Genomic DNA, 20,550 nt, shown 5'->3' with positions numbered 1-20,550 from the left:
GCAAAAGTAGAGGCTTCGGTTTGAGCGCGCCGCCTGAAGCGAGTTCAGGCGGAACAGCAGCCAAAGCGTAAGAAATGTCGTTAGATATGTTACCGCGCGTTAGGAAAAACCCGCTCAACGCAAGCGGAATGAAGGGAATCCCGATGGCGGAACGTACTGATTGCCCGGCACCGTATGGCCCGATCCGCTCGCCGGCGCGGGCGCCGCAGCGCCTGAAGCTGGCGCCACCGGAGCCGTCGCGGATGCGCCTTCCGGTGTCGCCGCGCCGTCCGCGTCGCCGTAATTCGGCAGCGGCGCTTCGCCGTAATCCGGCGCGTTGTCATCGCCGCCGCTGATCAGATATTGACGGCGTTGCAAATACGCATTGCGCACGAACGAATATTTGTCGAGCGCGGCGTCGGAAAGCACATCGGTTGCGCCCAGAAGATTCGCGCGCACGTTAATAAGATTCACGCCATACAGCGCCCAGCTCACAGAATCCGGACTCACGTAAGTCAGCGGGTTGCCGAAATAATCGACGACGAGACCCGAGGAATCGCGTACCGTGCTCGGCCCAAGCAGCGGCAGCACGAGGTACGGACCGGACGGCACGCCATAGTGGCCGAGCGTCAGGCCAAAATCGCCGGCGTGCTTTGGCAGCTTCGCGACCGTTGCGACGTCGAACAGGCCGCCGACGCCGAATAGCGTATTGATCGCGACGCGCATGATGTCCGACACGCCGTCCGCAATCTTCAACTGCAGCAGATTGTTCGCGGCGATGTACACGTCGCCGATATTCGAGAAGAAGTTGGTCACGCTGTTGCGCACCGGCTCCGGCACGGCCCACACGTAACCCTGCGCCACCGGCTTCAACGCGTACTGATCAACCTTGTCGTTGATCGTGAACATCGTCCGGTTGTAGCTCTCGAACGGGTCGCCCTTGGTGGGCGTCGTCACCGTCGCGCAACCGGCGAGCGCAACGACGCTCGCCATGAGGACTGCACGCCGAATCCCGATCGCCTGCATGTGTCTTCTCCTTATTGAGCCGCGCCCGAAGCGCCCGCAGCGCCCGCAGCGCCCATCGCGCTCGCCGCGCCCGGAAACGCGGGCGCCGGTGCGGCAGGCGTTGCCGGCGCCGACGACGACTTCGACGCGCCCGAATCCGCCGCCTTGTTGTAGAGGAACTGGCCAATCAGGTTTTCGAGCACCACGGCCGATTGCGTCATCGTGATGGTGTCGCCGTTCTTGAGCATCTGATCGTCGCCGCCCGGCTCAAGACCGATGTACTGCTCGCCAAGCAGACCCGAAGTCAGGATCTTCGCGGACGAATCTTTCGGAAACTGATACTCCTGATCGATATCGATCGTCACGACGGCCTGATACGTATTCGAATCGAAGCCGATGCCGCCGACGCGCCCCACGGTCACGCCCGCGCTCTTCACCGGCGCACGCGCCTTCAGCCCGCCGATGTTGTCGAACTTGAGTTTCACCGCGTAGGTTTTCTGGAACGACAGCGAGCTCATATTGCCCGCCTTCAGCGCGAGAAACAGCAGCGCCACGAAACCGAGCACCACGAAGAGGCCGACCCAAAAGTCGAGAGCAGTCTTTTTCATCGTCTTCCCAAAGAGAATCTTTGCGCAGATGGCGCGTGGCGGTCTGTGCCGCTCACCACGCCGCGCCGTTACCTGGCGCTTGACGCGCGGTCCATTAGCTGAACATCAGTGCGGTCAGCAGGAAATCGAGCCCGAGCACGGCGAGCGACGCGTAGACGACGGTTTTGGTCGTCGCGCGCGACACGCCTTCCGGCGTCGGCCTCGCCTCATAGCCCTGGAACAACGCGATGAACGTCACCGCGAAGCCGAACACGATACTCTTGATGACGCCGTTGCCGACATCGCGCCACACGTCCACGCCGCCTTGCATCTGCGACCAGAACGCGCCCGGATCGACGCCGATCAGGATCACACCGACGACATAGCCGCCGACGATGCCGACCGCGCTGAAAATGGCGGCCAGCACCGGCATGGCGACGATGCCCGCCCACATGCGCGGCGCGACGACGACTTTCAGCGGATCGACCGCCATCATTTCCATTGCGGTGAGCTGCTCGCCCGCTTTCATGAGGCCGATTTCGGCTGTCAGCGAAGTGCCCGCGCGACCGGCGAAAAGCAGCGCCGTGACCACCGGGCCGAGTTCGCGCACGAGCGAGAGCGCGACGAGCAGGCCGAGCGCCTGTTCGGAACCATAGCGGCTCAGCGTGTAATAGCCCTGAAGCCCAAGCACGAACCCGACGAACAGACCCGACACCGCGATGATGACGAGCGAATAGTTGCCGACGAAATGGATCTGTTTCGTGACGAGGCGCGGGCGGCGCAACAGCGAAAAAAATTCGAACACGAGGCGCAGGAACATGCGCGTCGCGTAGCCTGCGGTGCCGAAACCGTCGAGCACCCAGCGTCCGAGCGCGCTGATCATGCCTGCCCTCCGATGCCGAAATCCGCGGCGAGCGGCGTGCTCGCGTAGTGAAACTTGAAGGGGCCGTCCGGCGTGCCGTCGATGAACTGCCGCACGGTCGGGTCTTCCGATGCGCGCAGTTGCGCGGGCGTGCCTTCGGCGTGAATGCCGCCATTCGCGATGAAGTACACGTAATCCGCGATCGCGAACGATTCGGGCACGTCGTGCGTAACGAGAATGGAGGTGGCGCCGAGCGCGTCGTTGATCGTGCGGATGAGCTGCGCCGTGATGCCGAGCGAAATGGGATCGAGGCCGGCGAACGGCTCGTCGTACATCATGAGTTCGGGATCGAGTGCGATGGCGCGTGCGAGCGCCACACGGCGCGCCATGCCGCCCGAAATTTCCGACGGCGCGAGATCGCGCGCACCGCGCAGACCGACGGCATTGAGCTTCATCAGCACGAGATCGCGGATCAGCGCTTCCGGCAGGTCCGTATGTTCACGCAGCGGAAAAGCCACGTTTTCGAACACGGTCTGGTCCGTGAAGAGCGCGCCGAACTGGAACAGCATGCCCATCTTGCGGCGCAGCGCGTACAGGCCTTCGCGCGTTTGCGCGCCGACGTCCTTTGCGCCGAACAGCACCTGACCGCGGCTCGCTTTCACGAGGCCGCCGACGAGGCGCAAGGTCGTGGTTTTGCCGCAGCCGGAGCCGCCCATGACCGCGACGACCCGCCCACGCGTGAAACGCATGTTCAGATTCGACAGAACGAGCCGGTCGCCGTAGCCGAAATCGACGTCGCGTAGCTCCAGCAGAGTCTCGGAGGAAGCAGGCACTGGGTAAGAGATTCCGTTGACGCAAGACCGCGAATTATAGGGCCTGCGCGCAATCGGTGCTTTGCCTAAGCCTGCGCTCCCTTACATTTCGGAATTTTCACCGTTGACATGCAAACATCTGTCGCAACGAGGAAACCGCCGAGGCCGTGTCCGGCGCTTCGGTCACCGCGCGCACGACCGCCGCGCTGCCGACACCCGTCGCGAGCACGTCGGGCATGACTTTGGCGTCGATTCCTCCGATCGCGACGAGCGGCACGCGGCCCGACAGCAGTTGCACGTAACGGGCGAGCCGCTCAAGGCCTTGCGGCTTGGTCGGCATGACTTTCGTCGTGGTCGGATAGACAGCGCCGAGCGCGAGATAGCTCGGCCTGAAATGCAGCGCGCGCAGCATTTCGAAGTAGCCGTGCGTCGACAGGCCGAGCCGCAGACCGGCCTTCGCGATCGCGGCCAGATCGGCCGTCTGCACGTCTTCCTGACCGAGATGCACGCCGTAAGCGCCCGCGGCGATCGCCTCGCGCCAGTGATCGTTGATGAACAACTGCGCGTCGTGTCGCCGCCCCGCTTCGACCGAGCGTGCGATTTCGCGTTGCAGGTCGGCGGCATCGGCGGTCTTGCGGCGCAATTGCGCGGTACACACGCCGAGATCGAGCACGCGTTCGACCCATTCGGCGCTCGGCAGCACCGGATACAGCCCGAGCCGGTCCGGGCACACGGGGAAACGTCCTTCGAGCGCCGCGGGCAGATCGGCCACGCGCGGGAACGTCGCGAAATCGACGGGCCACGCGTCGGCCTTGTTCTCATCGCCCGCGCGCCAGGCGAGCGCCAGCGTGAGCGCGTCGTGCGGCTCGAAGTTGCAGTCGAGGAACGCGGCGAGCGCAGCCAGCCAATCATCCGACCATTCGCCCTCCAGCGCGAAAATTTCGCCGCCGCGGCGCAGCGTCACGCGCCCGCCGTGCGCGTCCAGCACCGCCGCGCCGCTTTTCGCGAGACGCGCCGTATCGGCGTCATGCGCTTCGGTGAAAACGATCAGATCGGTCGCCGACGGCGCTTCCGGCGCGGTCAGGCAAACGCGCCAGCGCGTTTCCGCCGCGGGCCACGCGCCCAGGCGCGCGCGAATCCGTTCGGCGACTTCGGTCAGTTCATCGGCGGGCGGCCAGAACACTTCGCGATTCAGCATGCTCATGCCGCGCCTCCGTCCTGATGCCAGAACGGCATGCCGACGACCGGCGTGCTCGCCTGCGCGCTGTCGCGCTCTGCCATCGGTCCGGCGAGGAACGCCATGCGCCCCGCTTCGACGCCGAGCGCGAAGGCGCGCGCCATCTGCGGCGGAAACGTCGCCTGCGATACGGCCGTATTGAGCAGCACGCCGTCGAAGCCCCATTCCATCACCTGACACGCGTGCGACGGCACGCCGAGACCCGCATCGACGATCAGCGGCACGTCCGGCAGCCGCTCGCGCAGCGTGCGCAAGCCGTACGGATTCGTCACGCCTTTGCCGGTGCCGATCGGCGCGCCCCACGGCATCAGCGCCTCGCAACCGGCATCGAGCAGACGCCGGCCGATCACGAGATCTTCCGTGCAGTACGGCAGCACTTTGAAGCCGTCGCGGATCAGCTTGCCCGCCGCTTCGACGAGCCCGATGGGGTCGGGTTGCAGCGTGTAGTCGTCGCCGATCAGTTCGAGCTTGATCCACGGCGTCTCGAACACTTCGCGCGCCATGTGAGCGGTGGTCAGCACTTCATCGACGCTCTGGCAACCCGCCGTATTCGGCAAGAGCGCGACGCCGTGGCGCTTGAGCACGTCGAAGAAGCCGGCTTCGCCCGTCTCCGACTGGCGGCGCAGCGCGACCGTCACCATGCCTGGCCGCGCGGCGTCGATGGAGTCGGACAGCGATTGCAGCGACGGATAACGCGACGTGCCGAGCAGCACGCGGCTCGGAAACGCTTCGCCGTAAAGCGTGAGCAGGTCGGCGGTTGGAATGGTCATGGTTCGATCCTTCGGTTCGTGATTCAGCCGCCCGCAACGGGCGACACGACATCGAGCTTGTCGCCGGACGCGAGCGTTTTCGTGGCATGCTCGCCGCGCGCGACGAACTGGCCGTTCAACGCGACGGCGAACGGCGGCTTCGCGCCGAACGCGGCGAGCGCCTCGGTGACGGTGGTCGCATCGGGCAAATCGAAAACGCGCTGATTGATATGGATGTTCATGGTGCTTTCCTGAGTGCTAGAGCGCGGCGACGGCCGTTTCGTCGTGAAGCAGTTCGGGCCAGCGCGCGGCGTCTCGAAATGCCGTGAAGGCGTCGTGGTCGGCAACCTCGCCGGAATTGAGCGCCTGCGCCAGGTGACACGCGCTATCCGCGACTTCCGGCGCGATCATGAAACCGTGCCGGTACAGGCCGTTCACGCGCAAGGTCCGCGCCCCGTCCCAGACAATGGCCGGGCGATGATCGGGCAAGGTCGGCCGGCAGTGCGCATTCAGCTCGAGAATGCGCGCCTCGCCGAAACCCGGATGCACGGCGAACGCCGCGCTCAGCAGTTCGAGCGCGGAACGCACCGTCACCGGCGACATGTCTTCGCCTTCGACCTCCGTCGCGCCGATCACATACACATCGTTCTCCTTGGGCGCGATATAGAGCGGATAGCGCGGATGCAGCAGCCGCACAGGCCGCGACAACCCGATACCCGGCGCGTGCACACGCGCGACTTCACCGCGAATGCCGCGCAGCGCGGGCCACGCGGGCTTGCCGCCGAGCCCCCGGCAATCGATGATCCAGCGCGCGTCCGGCATGGCATCGACGGCCGTATTCCAGTGCGTGCGCACGCCGCGCGCGGCAAGCCCGGCCGCGAGCGCGGCGAGCGCCTGACGATTGTCGAGCTGTCCCTCATTCGGCAACATCCAGCCTTGCGGAAAACGCGTTCCGAGCGCAGGCTCGGCTTGCGCGAGCTGCGCGCCCGCGAGCTTGATGAAACCGCCGTCGAGCAGAGCGGGCGGCGAATTGGCGCGCAACCGGCGCTCGAAAAGCGGCGCCTCGGCGCGATCGGCGCCGTGCCAGACGACGAGCGTGCCGTTGCGCTGAAAGAACACCGGCTCGGGCAATTGCGCGATGAGCTTCGGCCAGCGTTCCAGCGACGCCGCCCCGAGCCCGACGACGAGCGGCTCCGCGCTCGCCGCCTCCGCGAGCGGCGCGAGCATCGCGGCGGCGACCCACGCCGCCGACTGCGTGCCAGCCGCGTCGCCGCGTTCGTAGAGCGCGACGTCATGCCCCGCGCCCGCGAGCTGCCAGGCGACGAGCCGCCCGACGAGCCCGCCGCCCACGACGGCGAATTCCGGCCGGCGCGCGGCGGCGCCCTGTTCGATCCTGTTCAATTCGATGTCTCCTTAGTGCGCCGGTGCGGCAAGAGGAGACGGCGTTCGCGATCTCGACCGTGCGGACATGGCGCCACATCACAAGGACGAAATCAGCGGAGAAAGCGGCTCGGCGTGATTCGGCACGCGCCGGGCGCAAAGGGAGGACTGAAAGAGACGGAAGAAATGGCGCGAACGGTGCGCGATTTCCGGAAACTTCCCTCGCCGGTATTACCCGGATCGGGTGCAAAGGGTCTCTCTCAGCCTCGCCGCGCTGACCGCCATATTGGCCGCCGATGCACGCGAAGCACCCCTGTTTCGTCGAGGATCATTAAAACATGAAAGCCGAACCCGCTGCAAACCGGGATTGCCCGCCTTTTATCGTGCCCCGCGGCACTCTGGCACAATGCCGCGAACACGGTTCGCCGAACCATCGCGTGAAATTAAGCGGGCGTTAAGAGAATCCCGGAACAATTTGCCGAGCCGGAATGGGCCGTCCCATTCGGCCGCGAACGTAAAAATCGGGCGCCTCGATGCGCATCAGCAGGAAGCTCATGACCAACACTCAAATCGAAAACACGCAGCAGAAGGCCGACGAAGTCTCCGCGTGGAGCCTCATCAAGCCCTATTGGATTTCGGAGGAGCGAGGCGTCGCGTGGGGCCTGCTCGTCGCGATCATCGCCATCAACATGACGGTCGTGTGGATCAACGTGCGGCTCAACAGCTGGAACGCCGACTTCTACAACGCGCTGCAAAACAAGAACGTCAAGGATTTTCCGCATCTGCTGCTGATCTTCACCGGCCTCGCGTTCGCGTACATCCTGCTCGCGGTGTACGGCCGATATTTGCGCCAGATGCTCGCGTTCCGCTGGCGGCAGTGGCTCACCAACCGCTTTCTGGAGCAATGGCTCGGCGACAAGGCGTTCTACCGGATCGAGCGCGACCGCCTCGCCGACAACCCCGACCAGCGTATTTCCGACGACCTGCAATCCTTCGCCACGACGACGCTTTCGCTGTCCCTCGACCTGCTTTCGACGCTCGTCACGCTCGTCACCTTCATCACGATTCTCTGGACCATCGCGGGCGCGCTGACGTTTTCGCTCGGCGGCACGCCGATCACCATTCCGGGCTATATGGTGTGGGCCGCCGCGCTCTATGCGATTCTCGGCTCGCTCATCATCCAGAAGGTCGGCCATCCGCTCGTGTCGATCAATTATCAGCAACAGAAGGTGGAGGCGGATTTCCGCTTCGGCCTGATCCGCGTGCGCGAGAACGCCGAGCAGATCGCCTTCTACGACGGCATCTCGACCGAAACCGCCAACGCGAAGACCATCTTCCAGCGCATCCGCGACAACTGGTGGATGATCATGAAGTACACGAAGCGCATGACCTTCGTGCTGAGCTTCTACGGGCAGATCGCGATCATCTTTCCGATCATGGTCGCGGCGCCGCGCTACTTCGCGGGCGCGTTCTCCTTTGGCGTGCTGATGCAGATTTCGTCGGCGTTCGGCACGGTCAGCGATTCGTTTTCCTGGTTCATCAACAGTTATTCGACACTGGTCGAATGGCGCGCCACGGTGAATCGTCTGCGCGAATTCAAGCGCGTAATGCGCTCCACGCATATCCGCGAGGAAACGTCGCCGGCGACGGAACACGGCGGCATCAATCTGCATTACACGAGCACGCCTTCGCTCACGACCAACGGACTCATGCTCGCGCTGCCGAACGGCACGCCGCTCTCGCGTGTGGCGAACGTATCGATCGAGCCGGGATCGCGCTGGCTGGTAGTCGGGCCGTCGGGATCGGGCAAGAGCACGCTGATGCGCGCGCTCGCGGGCCTGTGGCCGTTCGGCGACGGATCGATCGACGCGCCCGTCGACGCGAAGATGATGTTCATTCCGCAAATGAGCTATCTGCCGATCGGCACGCTGCGCGCGGCGCTGTCGTATCCGTCGCCGGGCGGCACGTTCAGCGACGACGAATCGCGCGAAGTGTTGCGTCTGTGCAATCTCGAAGGGTATGCGGACCGGCTGGAAGAAAACGCGCATTGGGCGCGCAGTCTTTCGCCAGGCGAGCAGCAAAGGCTTGCCGCCGCGCGCGTGCTGCTGCACAAGCCGGATTTCGTGTTCCTCGATGAAGCGACCAGCGCGCTCGATGCCGAGAACGAACTGCACATCTACAACACGCTCGTCGAGCGACTGCCGAAGGCGGCGATCCTGAGCGTGGCGCATCGCGAATCCGTGGCGATGTTCCATGACTACAAGATCGAGATCGAGCGGGCGATGGCGGAGGCTTGAAGCGTCCGCGCTGGCGGCGCAGGCAGAAATCAGGAGCGGGCCATGCGTGGCCCGCTTTTCTTTTTGCATGCTGCAAAGGAACTTGTCAGATTTGCCGACAATTTTGCCAATTACCTGTCAGCAAGCTCGCTGAATTCGAAGATGATGCGCGTTTCCCGAGCGCCGGGCACCCGCGCGCGACGCACCATCCGAAGAATTCATGAACCGTATCGAACCCGGAAGCAATGAAAGAGAGCACGTCAAGCTCTCGGCGTGGCAACTCATCAAGCCTTATTGGGTGTCCGAAGAGAAGCATGTCGCGTGGGCGCTGCTCGTCACGATCATCGTCATCAATCTGACGATCGTTTATCTCAACGTCTGGCTGAACGACTGGAACGGCAGGTTCTACGATGCGTTGCAGAACAAGAACGTCCACGACTTTCCGCATCTGCTCCTGAGCTTTTCCGCACTCGCTTTTTGCAGCATCGTGCTCGGCGTCTACGGACGGTATTTGCGGCAAATGCTGCAGTTCCGCTGGCGGCAATGGCTCACGAACCGGTATCTGGAGCAATGGTTCGGGGACCGCGCGTTCTACCGGATCGAGCGCGACCAACTGATCGACAACCCGGACCAGCGCATCAGCGACGATCTCCAATCGTTCACGGATTCGACGCTTTCGCTCTCGCTCGATTTGCTCTCGACGCTCGTCACGCTGATTTCCTTCGTCACGATTCTCTGGACGCTGGCGGGCGCGCTGACGATCACCGTGTTCGGCAAGCCGCTCGTCGTTCCGGGCTATCTCGTGTGGGCGGCGGCGATTTACGCGCAGGCGGGCTCGCTTCTGATCCAGCGGGTCGGACGTCCGCTCGTGGGCCTCAATTACCGGCAGCAGAAGGTCGAGGCGGACTTTCGCTTCGGGCTGATTCGCGTGCGCGAGAACGCCGAGCAGATTGCGTTCTACAACGGCGGCGCACCGGAGACGGGACACGCGCGGCAGACCTTCCACAGCATTCGCGATAACTGGTGGCTCATCATGAAGTTCACCAAGCGCCTCACTTTCTCGACGAGTTTCTACGCGCAGGTCGCGGTCGTCTTTCCGTTCGTCGTGGCGACGCCGCATTATTTCGCCGGTGCATTCACGTTCGGCATGCTGATGAAGATCACGGGCGCGTTCGGCACGGCCAGCGATTCGTTCTCGTGGTTCATCAACAGTTATGGCGCGCTGATCGAATGGCGCGCGACGATCAATCGTCTGCGAGACTTCCAGAGTGTGATGAGCGCGGCGCACCGTCATTCGATGCAGCGCGGCGGCATCACCTTGAATCAGACGAAGGCGCTCGCGCTCTCGACACACGGCGTGACGCTCGCGCGTCCGACCGGCGCGCTGCTTTCGCGCGTTCCGGATGGGTCGGTCGAACCGGGCTCGCGCTGGCTGATCACGGGACCATCGGGCTCGGGCAAGAGCACGCTGATGCGCGCGCTGGCAGGCTTATGGCCGTTCGGCGGCGGTACCGTCGATATTCCCGCCGACGCGAAGATGATGTTCGTCCCGCAGACGAGCTATCTGCCGATCGGTAGTTTGCGCGCGGCGTTGTGCTACCCGTCGGCCGAAGGCGCGTTCAGCGACAACGGAGCGCGCGACGTGCTGCGGCTGTGTCATCTCGACGCGTATGTGGATCGGCTGGGTGAAAACGCGCATTGGGCGCGCTGCCCGTCGCCGGGCGAGCAGCAAAGGCTCGCGGCTGCGCGCGTGCTGCTGCACAAGCCGGATTTCCTGTTCCTCGACGAATCGACCAGCGCGCTCGACCCCGCGAACGAACAACACATCTACACGACGATCGTCGAACGGCTGCCCAATGCGGCGATCGTGAGCGTCGCGCATCGGGAAGCGGTCGCGCGGTTTCATGATCGGCGGCTGGAGATTGGGGTGGGCGAGATGGAGAAAGCGTGAGCCTCACGCAAACAAAAAGGGCGGATGACCTCGCAGTCATCCGCCCTTTTCTTAGCGCCGCCCCTTACCGCGGCAACTCGCTAGACCCCATCAAATACGCATCCACCGACCGAGCGCACTGCCGCCCTTCGCGAATCGCCCACACCACGAGCGATTGTCCGCGGCGCATATCGCCCGCCGTGAACACCTTGTCCACCGACGTGTAATACGCCTTGTCGCCTTCGGTCGCGGCACGCACGTTGCCGCGCGCATCCTTTTCGACGCCGAACGCGTCCAGCACCGGCGACACCGGCTGCGTGAAGCCCATCGCGAGCAGCACGAGATCGGCCTTCATTTCGAATTCGGAGTTCGGCACTTCGACCATCTTGCCGCCCTTCCACTCGACGCGCACCGCGATCAGCTTTTCAACCTTGCCGTTCTTGCCTTCGAAGCGCTTCGTCGCGACCGACCAGTCGCGCTCGCAACCTTCCTCGTGCGACGACGACGTGCGCAGCTTGATCGGCCAGTACGGCCACACGAGCGGCTTGTTCTCTTCCTCGGGCGGCTGCGAGAGCAGCTCGAACTGCGTCACACCCTTCGCGCCATGCCGGTTCGACGTGCCGACGCAATCCGAACCTGTATCGCCGCCGCCGATCACGACGACATGCTTGCCCTTCGCCAGCAGTTGATCCGTGAGCTTGTCGCCCGCGTTGACCTTGTTCTGCTGCGGCAGGAATTCCATCGCGTAATAGATGCCTTCGAGCTCGCGCCCCGGCACCGGCAGATCGCGCGGCGTTTCCGAACCGCCCGCGATCACGACCGCATCGAACTGTTCCTTCAGCTCTTCCGGCGTAATGGTTTCCTTCGCCGTGTTGGCGATGTATTCCGGCAGCGCATCGCGGCCGATGAACACGTTGGTGCGGAACGACACGCCTTCCGCTTCCATCTGGCGCATGCGGCGATCGATCAGCCACTTCTCCAGCTTGAAATCGGGGATGCCGTAGCGCAGCAGACCGCCGATGCGATCGTTCTTCTCGAACACGACGACTTCATGACCCGCACGCCCGAGTTGTTGCGCGGCGGCCAGGCCAGCCGGCCCCGAACCGACGACGGCCACTTTCTTGCCCGTCTTGTGCTTCGGCGGCTGCGGTACGACCCAACCTTCCGCGAACGCCTTGTCGATGATCGCGTGCTCGATCGACTTGATGCCCACCGGATCGTCGTTGATGCCGAGCGTGCACGCCGCTTCGCACGGCGCCGGGCAGATGCGGCCCGTGAACTCGGGGAAGTTGTTGGTCGAGTGCAGCACGTTGATCGCGCTCTTCCAGTCCTGCTGGAACACGAGATCGTTGAAGTCCGGAATGATGTTGTTGACCGGGCAGCCGTTGTTGCAGAACGGAATGCCGCAGTCCATGCAGCGCGCGCCTTGAACCTTCGCGTCTTCATCGGTCAGCGCGGCGACGAATTCCTTGTAATGCTTGACGCGGGTCAGCGGTGCTTCGTACGCCTCGTGGCGGCGTTCGAACTCGAGAAAACCGGTTGCCTTGCCCATTTCTTTCTCTATGTACAGTGAGGGACTCGCTTCCCGATGCGCTCGCATCGGGAAGGCCTTCTATCTTTTAAACCCGGCTTTAAGCCGCGATGGCGTCCTTGGACTTCTTCGCGCCCATCTCCGTGAGCGCGCGCTTGTACTCGGTCGGGAACACCTTGACGAACTGACGGCGCGCCGAATCCCAGTTTTCGAGCAGCGACTTCGCGCGCGGCGAGCCGGTGAACTGGAAGTGACGCTCGACGAGGCCCTTCAACAGCGCTTCGTCCGTCTTGCCGGCGTGCCACAGCGCGCGGTCCACCGTGCGTTCCTGTTCCGCCTGTTGCAGAACCGGATCGAGCGCGACCATCGACTTGTTGCACTTGCCCGCGAATGCGCCGTCCGGGTCGTACACGAACGCGATACCGCCCGACATGCCCGCCGCGAAGTTGCGGCCCGTCTCGCCGAGCACGACCACCGTGCCGCCCGTCATGTATTCGCAGCCGTGATCGCCCGTGCCTTCGACGACCGCCGTCGCGCCCGAGTTGCGCACGCAGAAGCGCTCGCCCGCGACGCCGCGGAAGTACGATTCGCCTTCGATCGCGCCGTACATCACCGTGTTGCCGCAGATGATGTTTTCCTCGGACTTGCCGCGGAAGTCGTTGGTCGGGCGAATGATGATGCGCCCGCCCGAGAGGCCCTTGCCGACGTAGTCGTTGCCGTCGCCGACGAGATCGAGCGTCACGCCCTTCGCGAGGAACGCGCCGAAGCTCTGACCCGCCGTGCCCTTCAACTGGATGTGGATCGAGTCGTCGGGCAGACCGTCGTGGCCGTGCTTCTTCGCGATCAGGCCGGACAGCATCGCGCCGACCGTGCGGTTCACGTTGCGCACCGGCTGAATGAACGACACATGCTCGCCCTTCTCGATCGCCGCCTTCGACTTCTCGATCAGCACGTGATCGAGCGCCTTATCGAGACCGTGGTCCTGCACATCCACATGTTTGCGCGCGACGTCTTCGGCCACCGGCACCTGATAGAAGATGCGCGAGAAGTCGAGACCCTTCGCCTTCCAGTGCTCGATGCCCTTCTTCATGTCGAGCAGATCGACGCGGCCGATCAGATCGTCGAACTTGCGGATGCCGAACTGCGCCATGATTTCGCGCACTTCTTCCGCAACGAAGAAGAAGAAGTTGACGACGTGTTCCGGCTGGCCGGAGAACTTCGCGCGCAGCACCGGATCTTGCGTCGCGACGCCGACCGGGCACGTGTTCAGATGGCACTTGCGCATCATGATGCAGCCTTCGACGACGAGCGGCGCGGTCGCGAAACCGAACTCGTCCGCGCCGAGCAGCGCGCCGATCACGACATCGCGGCCGGTCTTCATCTGACCGTCGGCCTGCACGCGGATACGGCCGCGCAGGCGGTTGAGCACGAGCGTCTGCTGCGTTTCGGCCAGACCCAGTTCCCACGGCGTGCCCGCGTGCTTGAGCGACGAGAGGGGCGACGCGCCCGTGCCGCCGTCATGACCCGCGATCACGACGTGATCCGCCTTCGCCTTCGCGACACCGGCGGCCACCGTGCCGACACCCACTTCCGACACCAGCTTCACCGAAATGCTCGACGACGAATTCACGTTCTTCAGATCGTGAATGAGCTGCGCCAGATCTTCGATCGAATAGATGTCGTGGTGCGGCGGCGGCGAAATGAGACCGACGCCCGGCACCGAATAACGCAGCTTGCCGATGTAATCCGACACCTTGTGGCCCGGCAACTGACCGCCTTCGCCCGGCTTCGCGCCCTGCGCCATCTTGATCTGGATCTGATCCGCCGACGACAGATACTCCGCCGTCACGCCGAAACGGCCGGACGCGACCTGCTTGATCTTCGAGCGCAGCGAATCGCCCTCTTTCAGCGGAATGTCGGTCACGACTTCCTTGCCGATGATCGATTGCAGCGTGTCGCCGTTCTTGATCGGAATACCGCGCAGTTCGTTGCGGTAACGCGTTTCGTCCTCGCCGCCTTCGCCCGTGTTCGACTTGCCGCCGATGCGGTTCATCGCGACGGCCAGCGTGGCGTGCGCTTCGGTCGAAATCGAGCCGAGCGACATCGCGCCGGTCGCAAAGCGCTTGACGATTTCCTTCGCCGATTCCACTTCGTCGAGCGGAATCGCCTTGGTCGGCGCAACCTTGAACTCGAACAGGCCGCGGAACGTCATGTGACGCTTCGTCTGGTCGTTGATGATGTGCGCGTATTCCTTGTACGTCTGATACGAATTGCTGCGCGCCGAGTGTTGCAGCTTGGCGATCGCATCCGGCGTCCACATGTGTTCTTCGCCGCGCACGCGGTACGCGTATTCGCCGCCCGCGTCGAGCATGTTCGCGAGGACCGGGTTGTCGCCGAACGCATCGCGATGCAGGCGAATCGCTTCTTCCGCCACTTCGAAGATGCCGATGCCGCCGACCTTCGACGCCGTGCCCTTGAAATACTTCTCCACGAGTTCCGACGACAGGCCGACCGCTTCGAAAATCTGCGCGCCGGTGTAGGACATGTATGTCGAAATGCCCATCTTCGACATGACCTTCAAGAGGCCCTTGCCGACCGCCTTTGTGAAGTTGTAGATGACCTTGTCAGCCGAGAGATCGCCCTTCAAGCCTTCGGCCATGTTGGCGAGCGTTTCGAGCGCGAGGTACGGGTGAACGGCTTCCGCGCCGTAACCCGCGAGCAGCGCGAAGTGATGCGTCTCGCGCGCCGAGCCCGTTTCCACGACGAGACCCGTGCTCGTGCGCAGGCCGTGCTGCACGAGATGCGAGTGAATCGCGGACGTGGCGAGCAGCGCCGGAATCGCGACGTTGTCGCGGTCCGCCTTGCGGTCCGACACGATCAGGATGTTGTAGCCCGACTTGACCGCATCGACGGCTTCCGCGCACAGCGACGCGATGCGCGCCTCGATGCCTTCCTTGCCCCACGAAGCCGGATAGACGATGTTCAGTTCATAGGAGCTGAACTTGCCGCCCGTGTACTGATCGATCGCGCGGATCTTCGCGATGTCCTTGAAGTCGAGCACGGGCTGCGACACTTCGAGGCGCATCGTCGGGTTGATGTTGGTCGTGTCGAGCAGGTTCGGCTTCGGGCCGATGAACGAGACGAGCGACATGACGAGGTTCTCGCGGATCGGATCGATCGGCGGGTTCGTCACTTGCGCGAACAACTGCTTGAAGTAGTTGTAGAGCGTCTTGTTCTTGTTGGACATGACCGCGAGCGGCGAGTCGTTGCCCATCGAGCCGACGGCCTCTTCGCCCGATTGCGCCATCGGCGCCATCAGGAACTTGAGGTCTTCCTGCGTATAGCCGAACGCCTGCTGACGGTCGAGCAGCGCGGCGGCTTCGCGACGCTGCGTTTCGACGTCTTCCGCCTTCGGCTCGATCTCGTCGAGCTTGATGCGCACGGCTTCGATCCAGCTCTTGTACGGCTTGGCGTTGGACAGGTTGTCCTTCAGTTCCTTGTCCTGGATGATGCGGCCCTGCTCCATGTCGATCAGGAACATCTTGCCCGGCTGCAGACGCCACTTCTGCACGATCTTCGATTCGGGAATCGGCAGCACGCCGGATTCCGATGCGAGGATCACGAGATCGTCGTCGGTGACGAGATAGCGCGCCGGACGCAGGCCGTTACGGTCGAGCGTCGCGCCGATCTGGCGGCCGTCCGTGAACGCGATCGCGGCGGGGCCGTCCCACGGCTCCATCATCGCGGCGTGGTATTCGTAGAACGCGCGGCGGTTGTCGTCCATCAGCGTGTGCTGCTCCCACGCTTCCGGGATCATCATCATCATCGCGTGGACGAGCGGGTAGCCGGCCATCACGAGGAGTTCGAGACAGTTGTCGAACGACGCCGTGTCCGACTGGCCCGGGTAGATCAGCGGCCAGAGCTTCGGCAGATCGTCGCCGAGCACGTAGGAGGCGATCGCGCCAGTACGCGCGTTCAGCCAGTTGACGTTGCCCTTCACAGTGTTGATTTCACCGTTGTGCGCGATCATGCGGTACGGGTGCGCGAGCTCCCACGCCGGGAACGTGTTGGTCGAGAAGCGCTGGTGCACGAGCGCGAGCGCGGAGACGACGCGCTCGTCCTGCAGATCGCGGTAATACACGCCGACCTGACCCGCCAGCAGCAGACCCTTGTAGACGACCGTGCGCGAGGACATCGACGGCACGAAGTATTCCTTGCCGTGCTTGAGCTTGAGCGCCTGAATGCGGTGGCTCGCCGTCTTGCGGATGATGTACAGCTTGCGCTCCAGCGCGTCCGTCACGACGATGTCCTTGCCGCGCCCGATGAAAATCTGGCGGATCAGCGGCTCGCTCGCCTTCACGGTCGGCGAAATGGGCATGTTCGAATCGACGGGCACATCGCGCCAGCCGAGCACGACCTGGCCTTCGGCCTTTACCGTGCGCTCCAGCTCCTGCTCGCACGCGAGACGCGACGCGTGTTCCTTCGGCAGGAAGATCATGCCGACGCCGTATTCGCCAGCCGGCGGTAACGTCACGCCCTGCTTGGCCATTTCTTCGCGATAGAAGCCGTCCGGCACCTGAATCAGGATGCCGGCGCCGTCGCCCATCAGCGGATCGGCGCCGACCGCGCCGCGGTGGTCGAGATTCTCCAGAATCTTGAGACCCTGCTGAATGATCTCGTGGCTCTTTTTCCCCTTGATATGGGCGACGAAGCCGACGCCGCACGCGTCGTGTTCGTTCGCAGGGTCGTACATGCCCTGCGCGGCGGGAAGCGAACCGGCTACCGGCTGCTGATGATCGTTCATGGGGACACCGTCTCTACTGTGAGGGGCCAACTCGGCCGTTGAACCATTTTCTTGTTGCCCGCGACGGATTCTTTCAACTTGATGTGTCACGAAGCACGGTCGTGCGCGGCACGCTGCACCGCGGCAATTGCCGGAGATCGAAATATACGCGACGAATCAAAAAGATGGAAATAAAACTTGAGGATCTGGCGCTAATTATCGTTATGGTGCAAAATAGTCTCAATTAAACGGGGACGCATCAATCTTCGTAAAAAAGAAACGGCGCCCGGTCAAAATCCGAGACGCCGTTTCGTTTGTTGACGCAGCCTTGCCGCCCAGACCTCTATTGAGGCTGTGGGGTTTCGCGAATTTTGCGCGGGCGGCCGCGCGGCAGCGGCGACACCCTGCGATTGGCCGCGTGCGACGCCCATTCGCGATAGGCGTCGCTGCCGAGCACCCAGCCTTTGAGTGTCGCTTGCAGGAGACGGTTGGCCTCGCGCTCGTCGAGCGGCTGTTCGCACAACTCCTTGTAGGCATGCTGGCGTTCGAACGGCGTGTTCCCGAGCGACCAGAAAAGAGGATGGTCGGTGATGAGGCCGTCGAGCGCGAGCCCGACATGATGACGGAAGCTGGACCACTTGTAGTCCTGCGGCACCGCGACGAGTTGCGCGCGCACCGGCGCCATTTCGACGACGCGCGTGGCGAGCAGAAAGTAACGCTCGCCTTCGATGACCGTGGCACGGTAGCGCCCTTCCCAGAGCGTGCCGCGCCGCATGTATCGGCGATTGAAGTGCGCGACGTAGCGACGCCCGACCGCCTGCATCGCTTTGGGCAGGCTGGCTTCGTCGCGTGGCGTGACGAGCAGATGCACCGCTTGCGGCATCAGCGCATAGGCGTGGATGGAGAGGTGGTGATCACGTGAAGCAGTCCTCAAGCAGTCGATGAAGAGCTCGTAGTCCTGGTCGTCGACGAAGGCGGGTTGCTGGTCGAGACCACGCAGGATGACATGCTGCGGCTGTTCGGGAACGTAGAGTCGTGCAAGCCGTGCCATTCTGGATTTTCCGTTGATCGCGTTTGTGTTACCCCATTCGGGGGCCTCTCGGAGCCGTTGCGGCGGCATGGACGAAACACATGCAAGCGCCGTGCAACGAGGCCCCAAAGCCGCTCTTTGCCCTAGGGAAAATGCTCTACGGCACCGCTATGGTTAATGTGAAATGTTGTGTTCATAATGAGCGTGCTTTTTCGGAGGAGCACAAATTGAAAATAAAACAAGTCATCACGGGGATCGCGGCATTAGCGTGTGTGTCAACGGCGGCACATGCGCAATCTGCTGGGTCCATCTACGTAACTGGAGGCTGGTTTCACTTTGCCCCGCAAGACAGCAGCGGTCCGCTCAAAGAAACAAGTGTAGGCGGATCTCCGGTCAATATCGATGTTCCCGGCACGGGCGCCGGCATTTCCAGCGCTGATACCGCCGGCTTCACCGTAGGTTACTTCGCCACCGATCACATCGCCGCGGAACTCGAGATGGGCATTCCGCCCACCTTCGACCTGAAGGGCACCGGCAACCTCGAGCGGTTCGGCACGCTCGGCAGCGCGAAGCAATGGAGCCCGACGCTGCTGTTCAAATACTTCTTCAATGCTCCTCAGGCGAAGTTCCGTCCGTACGTTGGTATTGGCGTGACGCGCACCTGGTTCACCGACGCGCAAATCACGAACCAGCAGTTCGAAGGCTCGGTCCTGCATGGTCCGACCACCGTCGACACGGATAGTTCGTGGGCGCCCGTGTTTAATGTCGGCGCGACGTACAATTTCACAGAACACTGGTTCGCCGGTTTCTCCGTGTCGTTCATTCCGTTGAAGGCCACGGCGAAGTTGAACACGCAGGCGCAAACGCCCGTCGGCACGCTGAATGTCCAGTCGCAAGCGAAAATCACGCTCAACCCGATCGTCACGTATTTGCGCGTAGGCTATCGCTTCTAAATTGAAATTCTTCGCGGGCAACTAGCGTCGATTATTCGTTGCCAGCGCGAAAAGAAAGAAAGCGCCGGCATGATTCATTCATGCCGGCGCTTTGTATTCGCGCCTTGTAAATGTGACCGTCACGGGAAGAAATAGCTTGCAGTTCTTACGTGCCAATATCTGAAACGGCGCGCCACGTTCGCGCTCATAAGGCATTGTGCAATGACGAAGCGTCGGCATCGAATTTGCTGCATGATGAGTTTCCCCGCCGTCATTGTGCGGGCCATCCACGATTCATCCATCGACGGAGCGATCTATGAACGCACTGCCTAATACGCGAGACGCCATCGGAGATTCATGGAGCACGACGAGCCGCCGCGCGCGCCGCATGGCGCGTCATGGCCGTGAAGCAGCCGAGGATATCGGCACCGAACTCCGTACGCTCCTGAGCGAACTCGAGAGCACGCTGGCCGAAGGAACATCGGCCGATGCCGCCGCGCTACGCGCGCAAATCGGCGAACGCCTCGACAGCGCGCGCGCACGACTGAACGACACGCATGCCGCGCTGCGCCAGCGCGCGGGCGCCGTGTTCGAAGACGCCGACGCCTACATCCACGAAAGGCCCTGGCAGACGATCGTGCTCGTCGGCGGGCTGGCGCTCGTCGCGGGCGTGCTGCTCGCGCGCGTGCGCTGACGTTTCAGCCCGGCGGCGCATCCAGAAAGTCCGCGCCGATGATGTCGATGCGATCCGTGCAGATTGCATCGACGCCCCACTGCGCGAGCAGACGCGCGCGCGCCGGATCGTTCACCGTGTAGGCGAGGATACGCAAGCCCGCATCCTTGATTTGCGCGACGAGCGCTTCATCGAGCGCGCGATGGCTCGCGTGCAGCGACACGCACGCCAGCGCCGCCGTCTGCGCGCGCCAGTTCTCGGGAACGCGTTCGTAAAGCATGCCGCGCGGCAGCGTCGGCGCGATATCGCGCGCGGCTTCGAGCGCCGCATACGAAAACGACGACAACAGCGGCGCGGTTTCGGCATCCGCCCACAGGCGCGCCGCCTCGCGCGCTACAAGCACGCCCGTTTCCACGTCGCGACCCTGACTCGGCTTGATCTCGATGTTCGCCGCAAGCCCATGCTGCATGCACCGCTCATGGACTTCGGCGAGCGTCGGCATGCGCGCATTCGCGAATTCCGCACCGAACCACGAGCCCGCGTCGAGCGCGCACAACTGCGCGTAGGTCAGCGCCTTCGCCGCGCCGCGGCCGTTCGACGTGCGATCCACCGCGTCGTCGTGCAACAGGAAGACGACGTCGTCGGCGGAGAGCTTCGCGTCGAACTCGATCATCGTGTGGCCGAAACGCGCGCCCACGTCGATGGCTTCGAGCGTGTTCTCGGGCGCGAGCTTGCCGCCGCCGCGATGCGCGACGATTGCGGGATAAGGCCAGGTTCTCATCGC

The 20,550-nt window shown here is 63.4% G+C and carries 16 protein-coding genes and 1 riboswitch; of the genes, 4 read left to right on the top strand and 12 right to left on the bottom strand.

Annotated elements, in window-relative coordinates; genetic code table 11:
• Positions 1 to 114: 114 nt before the first annotated feature.
• The 8 genes from LY284_RS14685 to LY284_RS14650 all read right to left on the bottom strand — a co-directional run bounded on the left by LY284_RS14685 (position 115) and on the right by LY284_RS14650 (position 6,632).
• Positions 115 to 1,005, bottom strand: coding sequence for a VacJ family lipoprotein (locus LY284_RS14685; protein WP_045451245.1), 891 nt, complete (start codon positions 1,003 to 1,005; stop codon positions 115 to 117).
• Between the two features lie 11 nt (positions 1,006 to 1,016).
• Positions 1,017 to 1,592: an outer membrane lipid asymmetry maintenance protein MlaD gene (gene mlaD / locus LY284_RS14680; RefSeq protein ID WP_045451248.1), complete on the bottom strand. Its 576-nt coding sequence runs from the start codon at positions 1,590 to 1,592 to the stop codon at positions 1,017 to 1,019.
• A 94-nt stretch (positions 1,593 to 1,686) separates the two neighbouring features.
• The gene (mlaE, locus tag LY284_RS14675; protein WP_014192429.1) at positions 1,687 to 2,454 is read right to left on the bottom strand and encodes a lipid asymmetry maintenance ABC transporter permease subunit MlaE; all 768 of its coding nucleotides are present in this window, start codon (positions 2,452 to 2,454) and stop codon (positions 1,687 to 1,689) included.
• Positions 2,451 to 3,266: an ABC transporter ATP-binding protein gene (locus LY284_RS14670; protein WP_045451251.1), complete on the bottom strand. Its 816-nt coding sequence runs from the start codon at positions 3,264 to 3,266 to the stop codon at positions 2,451 to 2,453. Before LY284_RS14670 ends, mlaE begins: the two co-directional genes overlap by 4 nt.
• Before the next feature lie 97 nt (positions 3,267 to 3,363).
• Positions 3,364 to 4,449, bottom strand: a complete 1,086-nt coding sequence (gene thiE, locus LY284_RS14665; protein ID WP_045451254.1) for a thiamine phosphate synthase — start codon at positions 4,447 to 4,449, stop codon at positions 3,364 to 3,366.
• Positions 4,446 to 5,252, bottom strand: a complete 807-nt coding sequence (locus LY284_RS14660) for a thiazole synthase (protein ID WP_041730708.1) — start codon at positions 5,250 to 5,252, stop codon at positions 4,446 to 4,448. The genes thiE and LY284_RS14660 overlap by 4 nt, the downstream gene beginning before the upstream one ends.
• Positions 5,253 to 5,275: 23 nt before the next feature.
• Complete coding sequence (thiS, locus tag LY284_RS14655; protein ID WP_014192433.1) at positions 5,276 to 5,473, bottom strand: sulfur carrier protein ThiS; 198 nt, start codon at positions 5,471 to 5,473, stop codon at positions 5,276 to 5,278.
• A gap of 16 nt (positions 5,474 to 5,489) precedes the next feature.
• Positions 5,490 to 6,632 carry an FAD-dependent oxidoreductase gene (locus LY284_RS14650; protein ID WP_045451256.1) on the bottom strand — a complete coding sequence of 381 codons (1,143 nt, stop codon included), beginning with the start codon at positions 6,630 to 6,632 and terminating at the stop codon, positions 5,490 to 5,492.
• A 179-nt stretch (positions 6,633 to 6,811) separates the two neighbouring features.
• A riboswitch (TPP riboswitch) is annotated at positions 6,812 to 6,936 on the bottom strand.
• 229 nt (positions 6,937 to 7,165) lie between these two features.
• On the opposite strand from LY284_RS14650, the gene LY284_RS14645 reads away from it, so the two are divergent.
• Together LY284_RS14645 and LY284_RS14640 are read left to right on the top strand one after the other, a co-directional pair.
• On the top strand, positions 7,166 to 8,908 hold the full coding sequence (locus LY284_RS14645) for an ABC transporter ATP-binding protein/permease (protein WP_045452227.1): 1,743 nt from the start codon (positions 7,166 to 7,168) through the stop codon (positions 8,906 to 8,908).
• A gap of 199 nt (positions 8,909 to 9,107) precedes the next feature.
• Positions 9,108 to 10,838 carry an ABC transporter ATP-binding protein/permease gene (locus LY284_RS14640; protein WP_233386871.1) on the top strand — a complete coding sequence of 577 codons (1,731 nt, stop codon included), beginning with the start codon at positions 9,108 to 9,110 and terminating at the stop codon, positions 10,836 to 10,838.
• A gap of 64 nt (positions 10,839 to 10,902) precedes the next feature.
• Here LY284_RS14640 and LY284_RS14635 read toward each other — a convergent pair whose 3' ends face one another.
• From LY284_RS14635 to LY284_RS14625, 3 genes are all read right to left on the bottom strand, one after another.
• A complete protein-coding gene (locus LY284_RS14635; protein WP_045451261.1) occupies positions 10,903 to 12,369 on the bottom strand; it encodes a glutamate synthase subunit beta in 1,467 nt (488 codons plus the stop codon).
• Between the two features lie 79 nt (positions 12,370 to 12,448).
• Positions 12,449 to 17,152, bottom strand: coding sequence for a glutamate synthase-related protein (locus LY284_RS14630; protein ID WP_014192439.1), 4,704 nt, complete (start codon positions 17,150 to 17,152; stop codon positions 12,449 to 12,451).
• 322 nt (positions 17,153 to 17,474) lie between these two features.
• Positions 17,475 to 18,182, bottom strand: coding sequence for a transposase (locus LY284_RS14625; RefSeq protein WP_045451263.1), 708 nt, complete (start codon positions 18,180 to 18,182; stop codon positions 17,475 to 17,477).
• A 206-nt stretch (positions 18,183 to 18,388) separates the two neighbouring features.
• On the opposite strand from LY284_RS14625, the gene LY284_RS14620 reads away from it, so the two are divergent.
• Both LY284_RS14620 and LY284_RS14615 read left to right on the top strand, forming a co-directional pair.
• Positions 18,389 to 19,114: an OmpW family protein gene (locus LY284_RS14620; RefSeq protein WP_014192441.1), complete on the top strand. Its 726-nt coding sequence runs from the start codon at positions 18,389 to 18,391 to the stop codon at positions 19,112 to 19,114.
• Positions 19,115 to 19,409: 295 nt separating this feature from the next.
• Positions 19,410 to 19,787: a YqjD family protein gene (locus tag LY284_RS14615; protein WP_045451267.1), complete on the top strand. Its 378-nt coding sequence runs from the start codon at positions 19,410 to 19,412 to the stop codon at positions 19,785 to 19,787.
• A gap of 4 nt (positions 19,788 to 19,791) precedes the next feature.
• Here the strand turns inward: LY284_RS14615 and ugpQ are convergent, their stop codons facing one another.
• On the bottom strand, positions 19,792 to 20,547 hold the full coding sequence (gene ugpQ, locus LY284_RS14605) for a glycerophosphodiester phosphodiesterase (RefSeq protein WP_045451270.1): 756 nt from the start codon (positions 20,545 to 20,547) through the stop codon (positions 19,792 to 19,794).
• Between the last annotated feature and the right edge of the window lie 3 nt (positions 20,548 to 20,550).

The organism is Caballeronia sp. PC1, assembly GCF_021353155.1.
Classification (GTDB): Bacteria; Pseudomonadota; Gammaproteobacteria; order Burkholderiales; family Burkholderiaceae; genus Caballeronia; species Caballeronia cordobensis.
The sequence above is the reverse complement of the archived record's forward strand: the minus strand, read 5'-3'. Positions and strand labels throughout refer to the sequence as shown.

What these genes read in the sequence shown, in the direction of transcription:
- LY284_RS14685 (WP_045451245.1), bottom strand. Translation starts at nt 1,005, where the DNA reads ATGCAGGCGATCGGGATTCGGCGTGCAGTCCTCATGGCGAGCGTCGTT.
- mlaD (WP_045451248.1), bottom strand. Translation starts at nt 1,592, where the DNA reads ATGAAAAAGACTGCTCTCGACTTTTGGGTCGGCCTCTTCGTGGTGCTC.
- mlaE (WP_014192429.1), bottom strand. Translation starts at nt 2,454, where the DNA reads ATGATCAGCGCGCTCGGACGCTGGGTGCTCGACGGTTTCGGCACCGCA.
- thiE (WP_045451254.1), bottom strand. Translation starts at nt 4,449, where the DNA reads ATGAGCATGCTGAATCGCGAAGTGTTCTGGCCGCCCGCCGATGAACTG.
- LY284_RS14660 (WP_041730708.1), bottom strand. Translation starts at nt 5,252, where the DNA reads ATGACCATTCCAACCGCCGACCTGCTCACGCTTTACGGCGAAGCGTTT.
- thiS (WP_014192433.1), bottom strand. Translation starts at nt 5,473, where the DNA reads ATGAACATCCATATCAATCAGCGCGTTTTCGATTTGCCCGATGCGACC.
- LY284_RS14645 (WP_045452227.1), top strand. Translation starts at nt 7,166, where the DNA reads ATGACCAACACTCAAATCGAAAACACGCAGCAGAAGGCCGACGAAGTC.
- LY284_RS14640 (WP_233386871.1), top strand. Translation starts at nt 9,108, where the DNA reads ATGAACCGTATCGAACCCGGAAGCAATGAAAGAGAGCACGTCAAGCTC.
- LY284_RS14635 (WP_045451261.1), bottom strand. Translation starts at nt 12,369, where the DNA reads ATGGGCAAGGCAACCGGTTTTCTCGAGTTCGAACGCCGCCACGAGGCG.
- LY284_RS14630 (WP_014192439.1), bottom strand. Translation starts at nt 17,152, where the DNA reads ATGAACGATCATCAGCAGCCGGTAGCCGGTTCGCTTCCCGCCGCGCAG.
- LY284_RS14625 (WP_045451263.1), bottom strand. Translation starts at nt 18,182, where the DNA reads ATGGCACGGCTTGCACGACTCTACGTTCCCGAACAGCCGCAGCATGTC.
- LY284_RS14615 (WP_045451267.1), top strand. Translation starts at nt 19,410, where the DNA reads ATGAACGCACTGCCTAATACGCGAGACGCCATCGGAGATTCATGGAGC.
- ugpQ (WP_045451270.1), bottom strand. Translation starts at nt 20,547, where the DNA reads ATGAGAACCTGGCCTTATCCCGCAATCGTCGCGCATCGCGGCGGCGGC.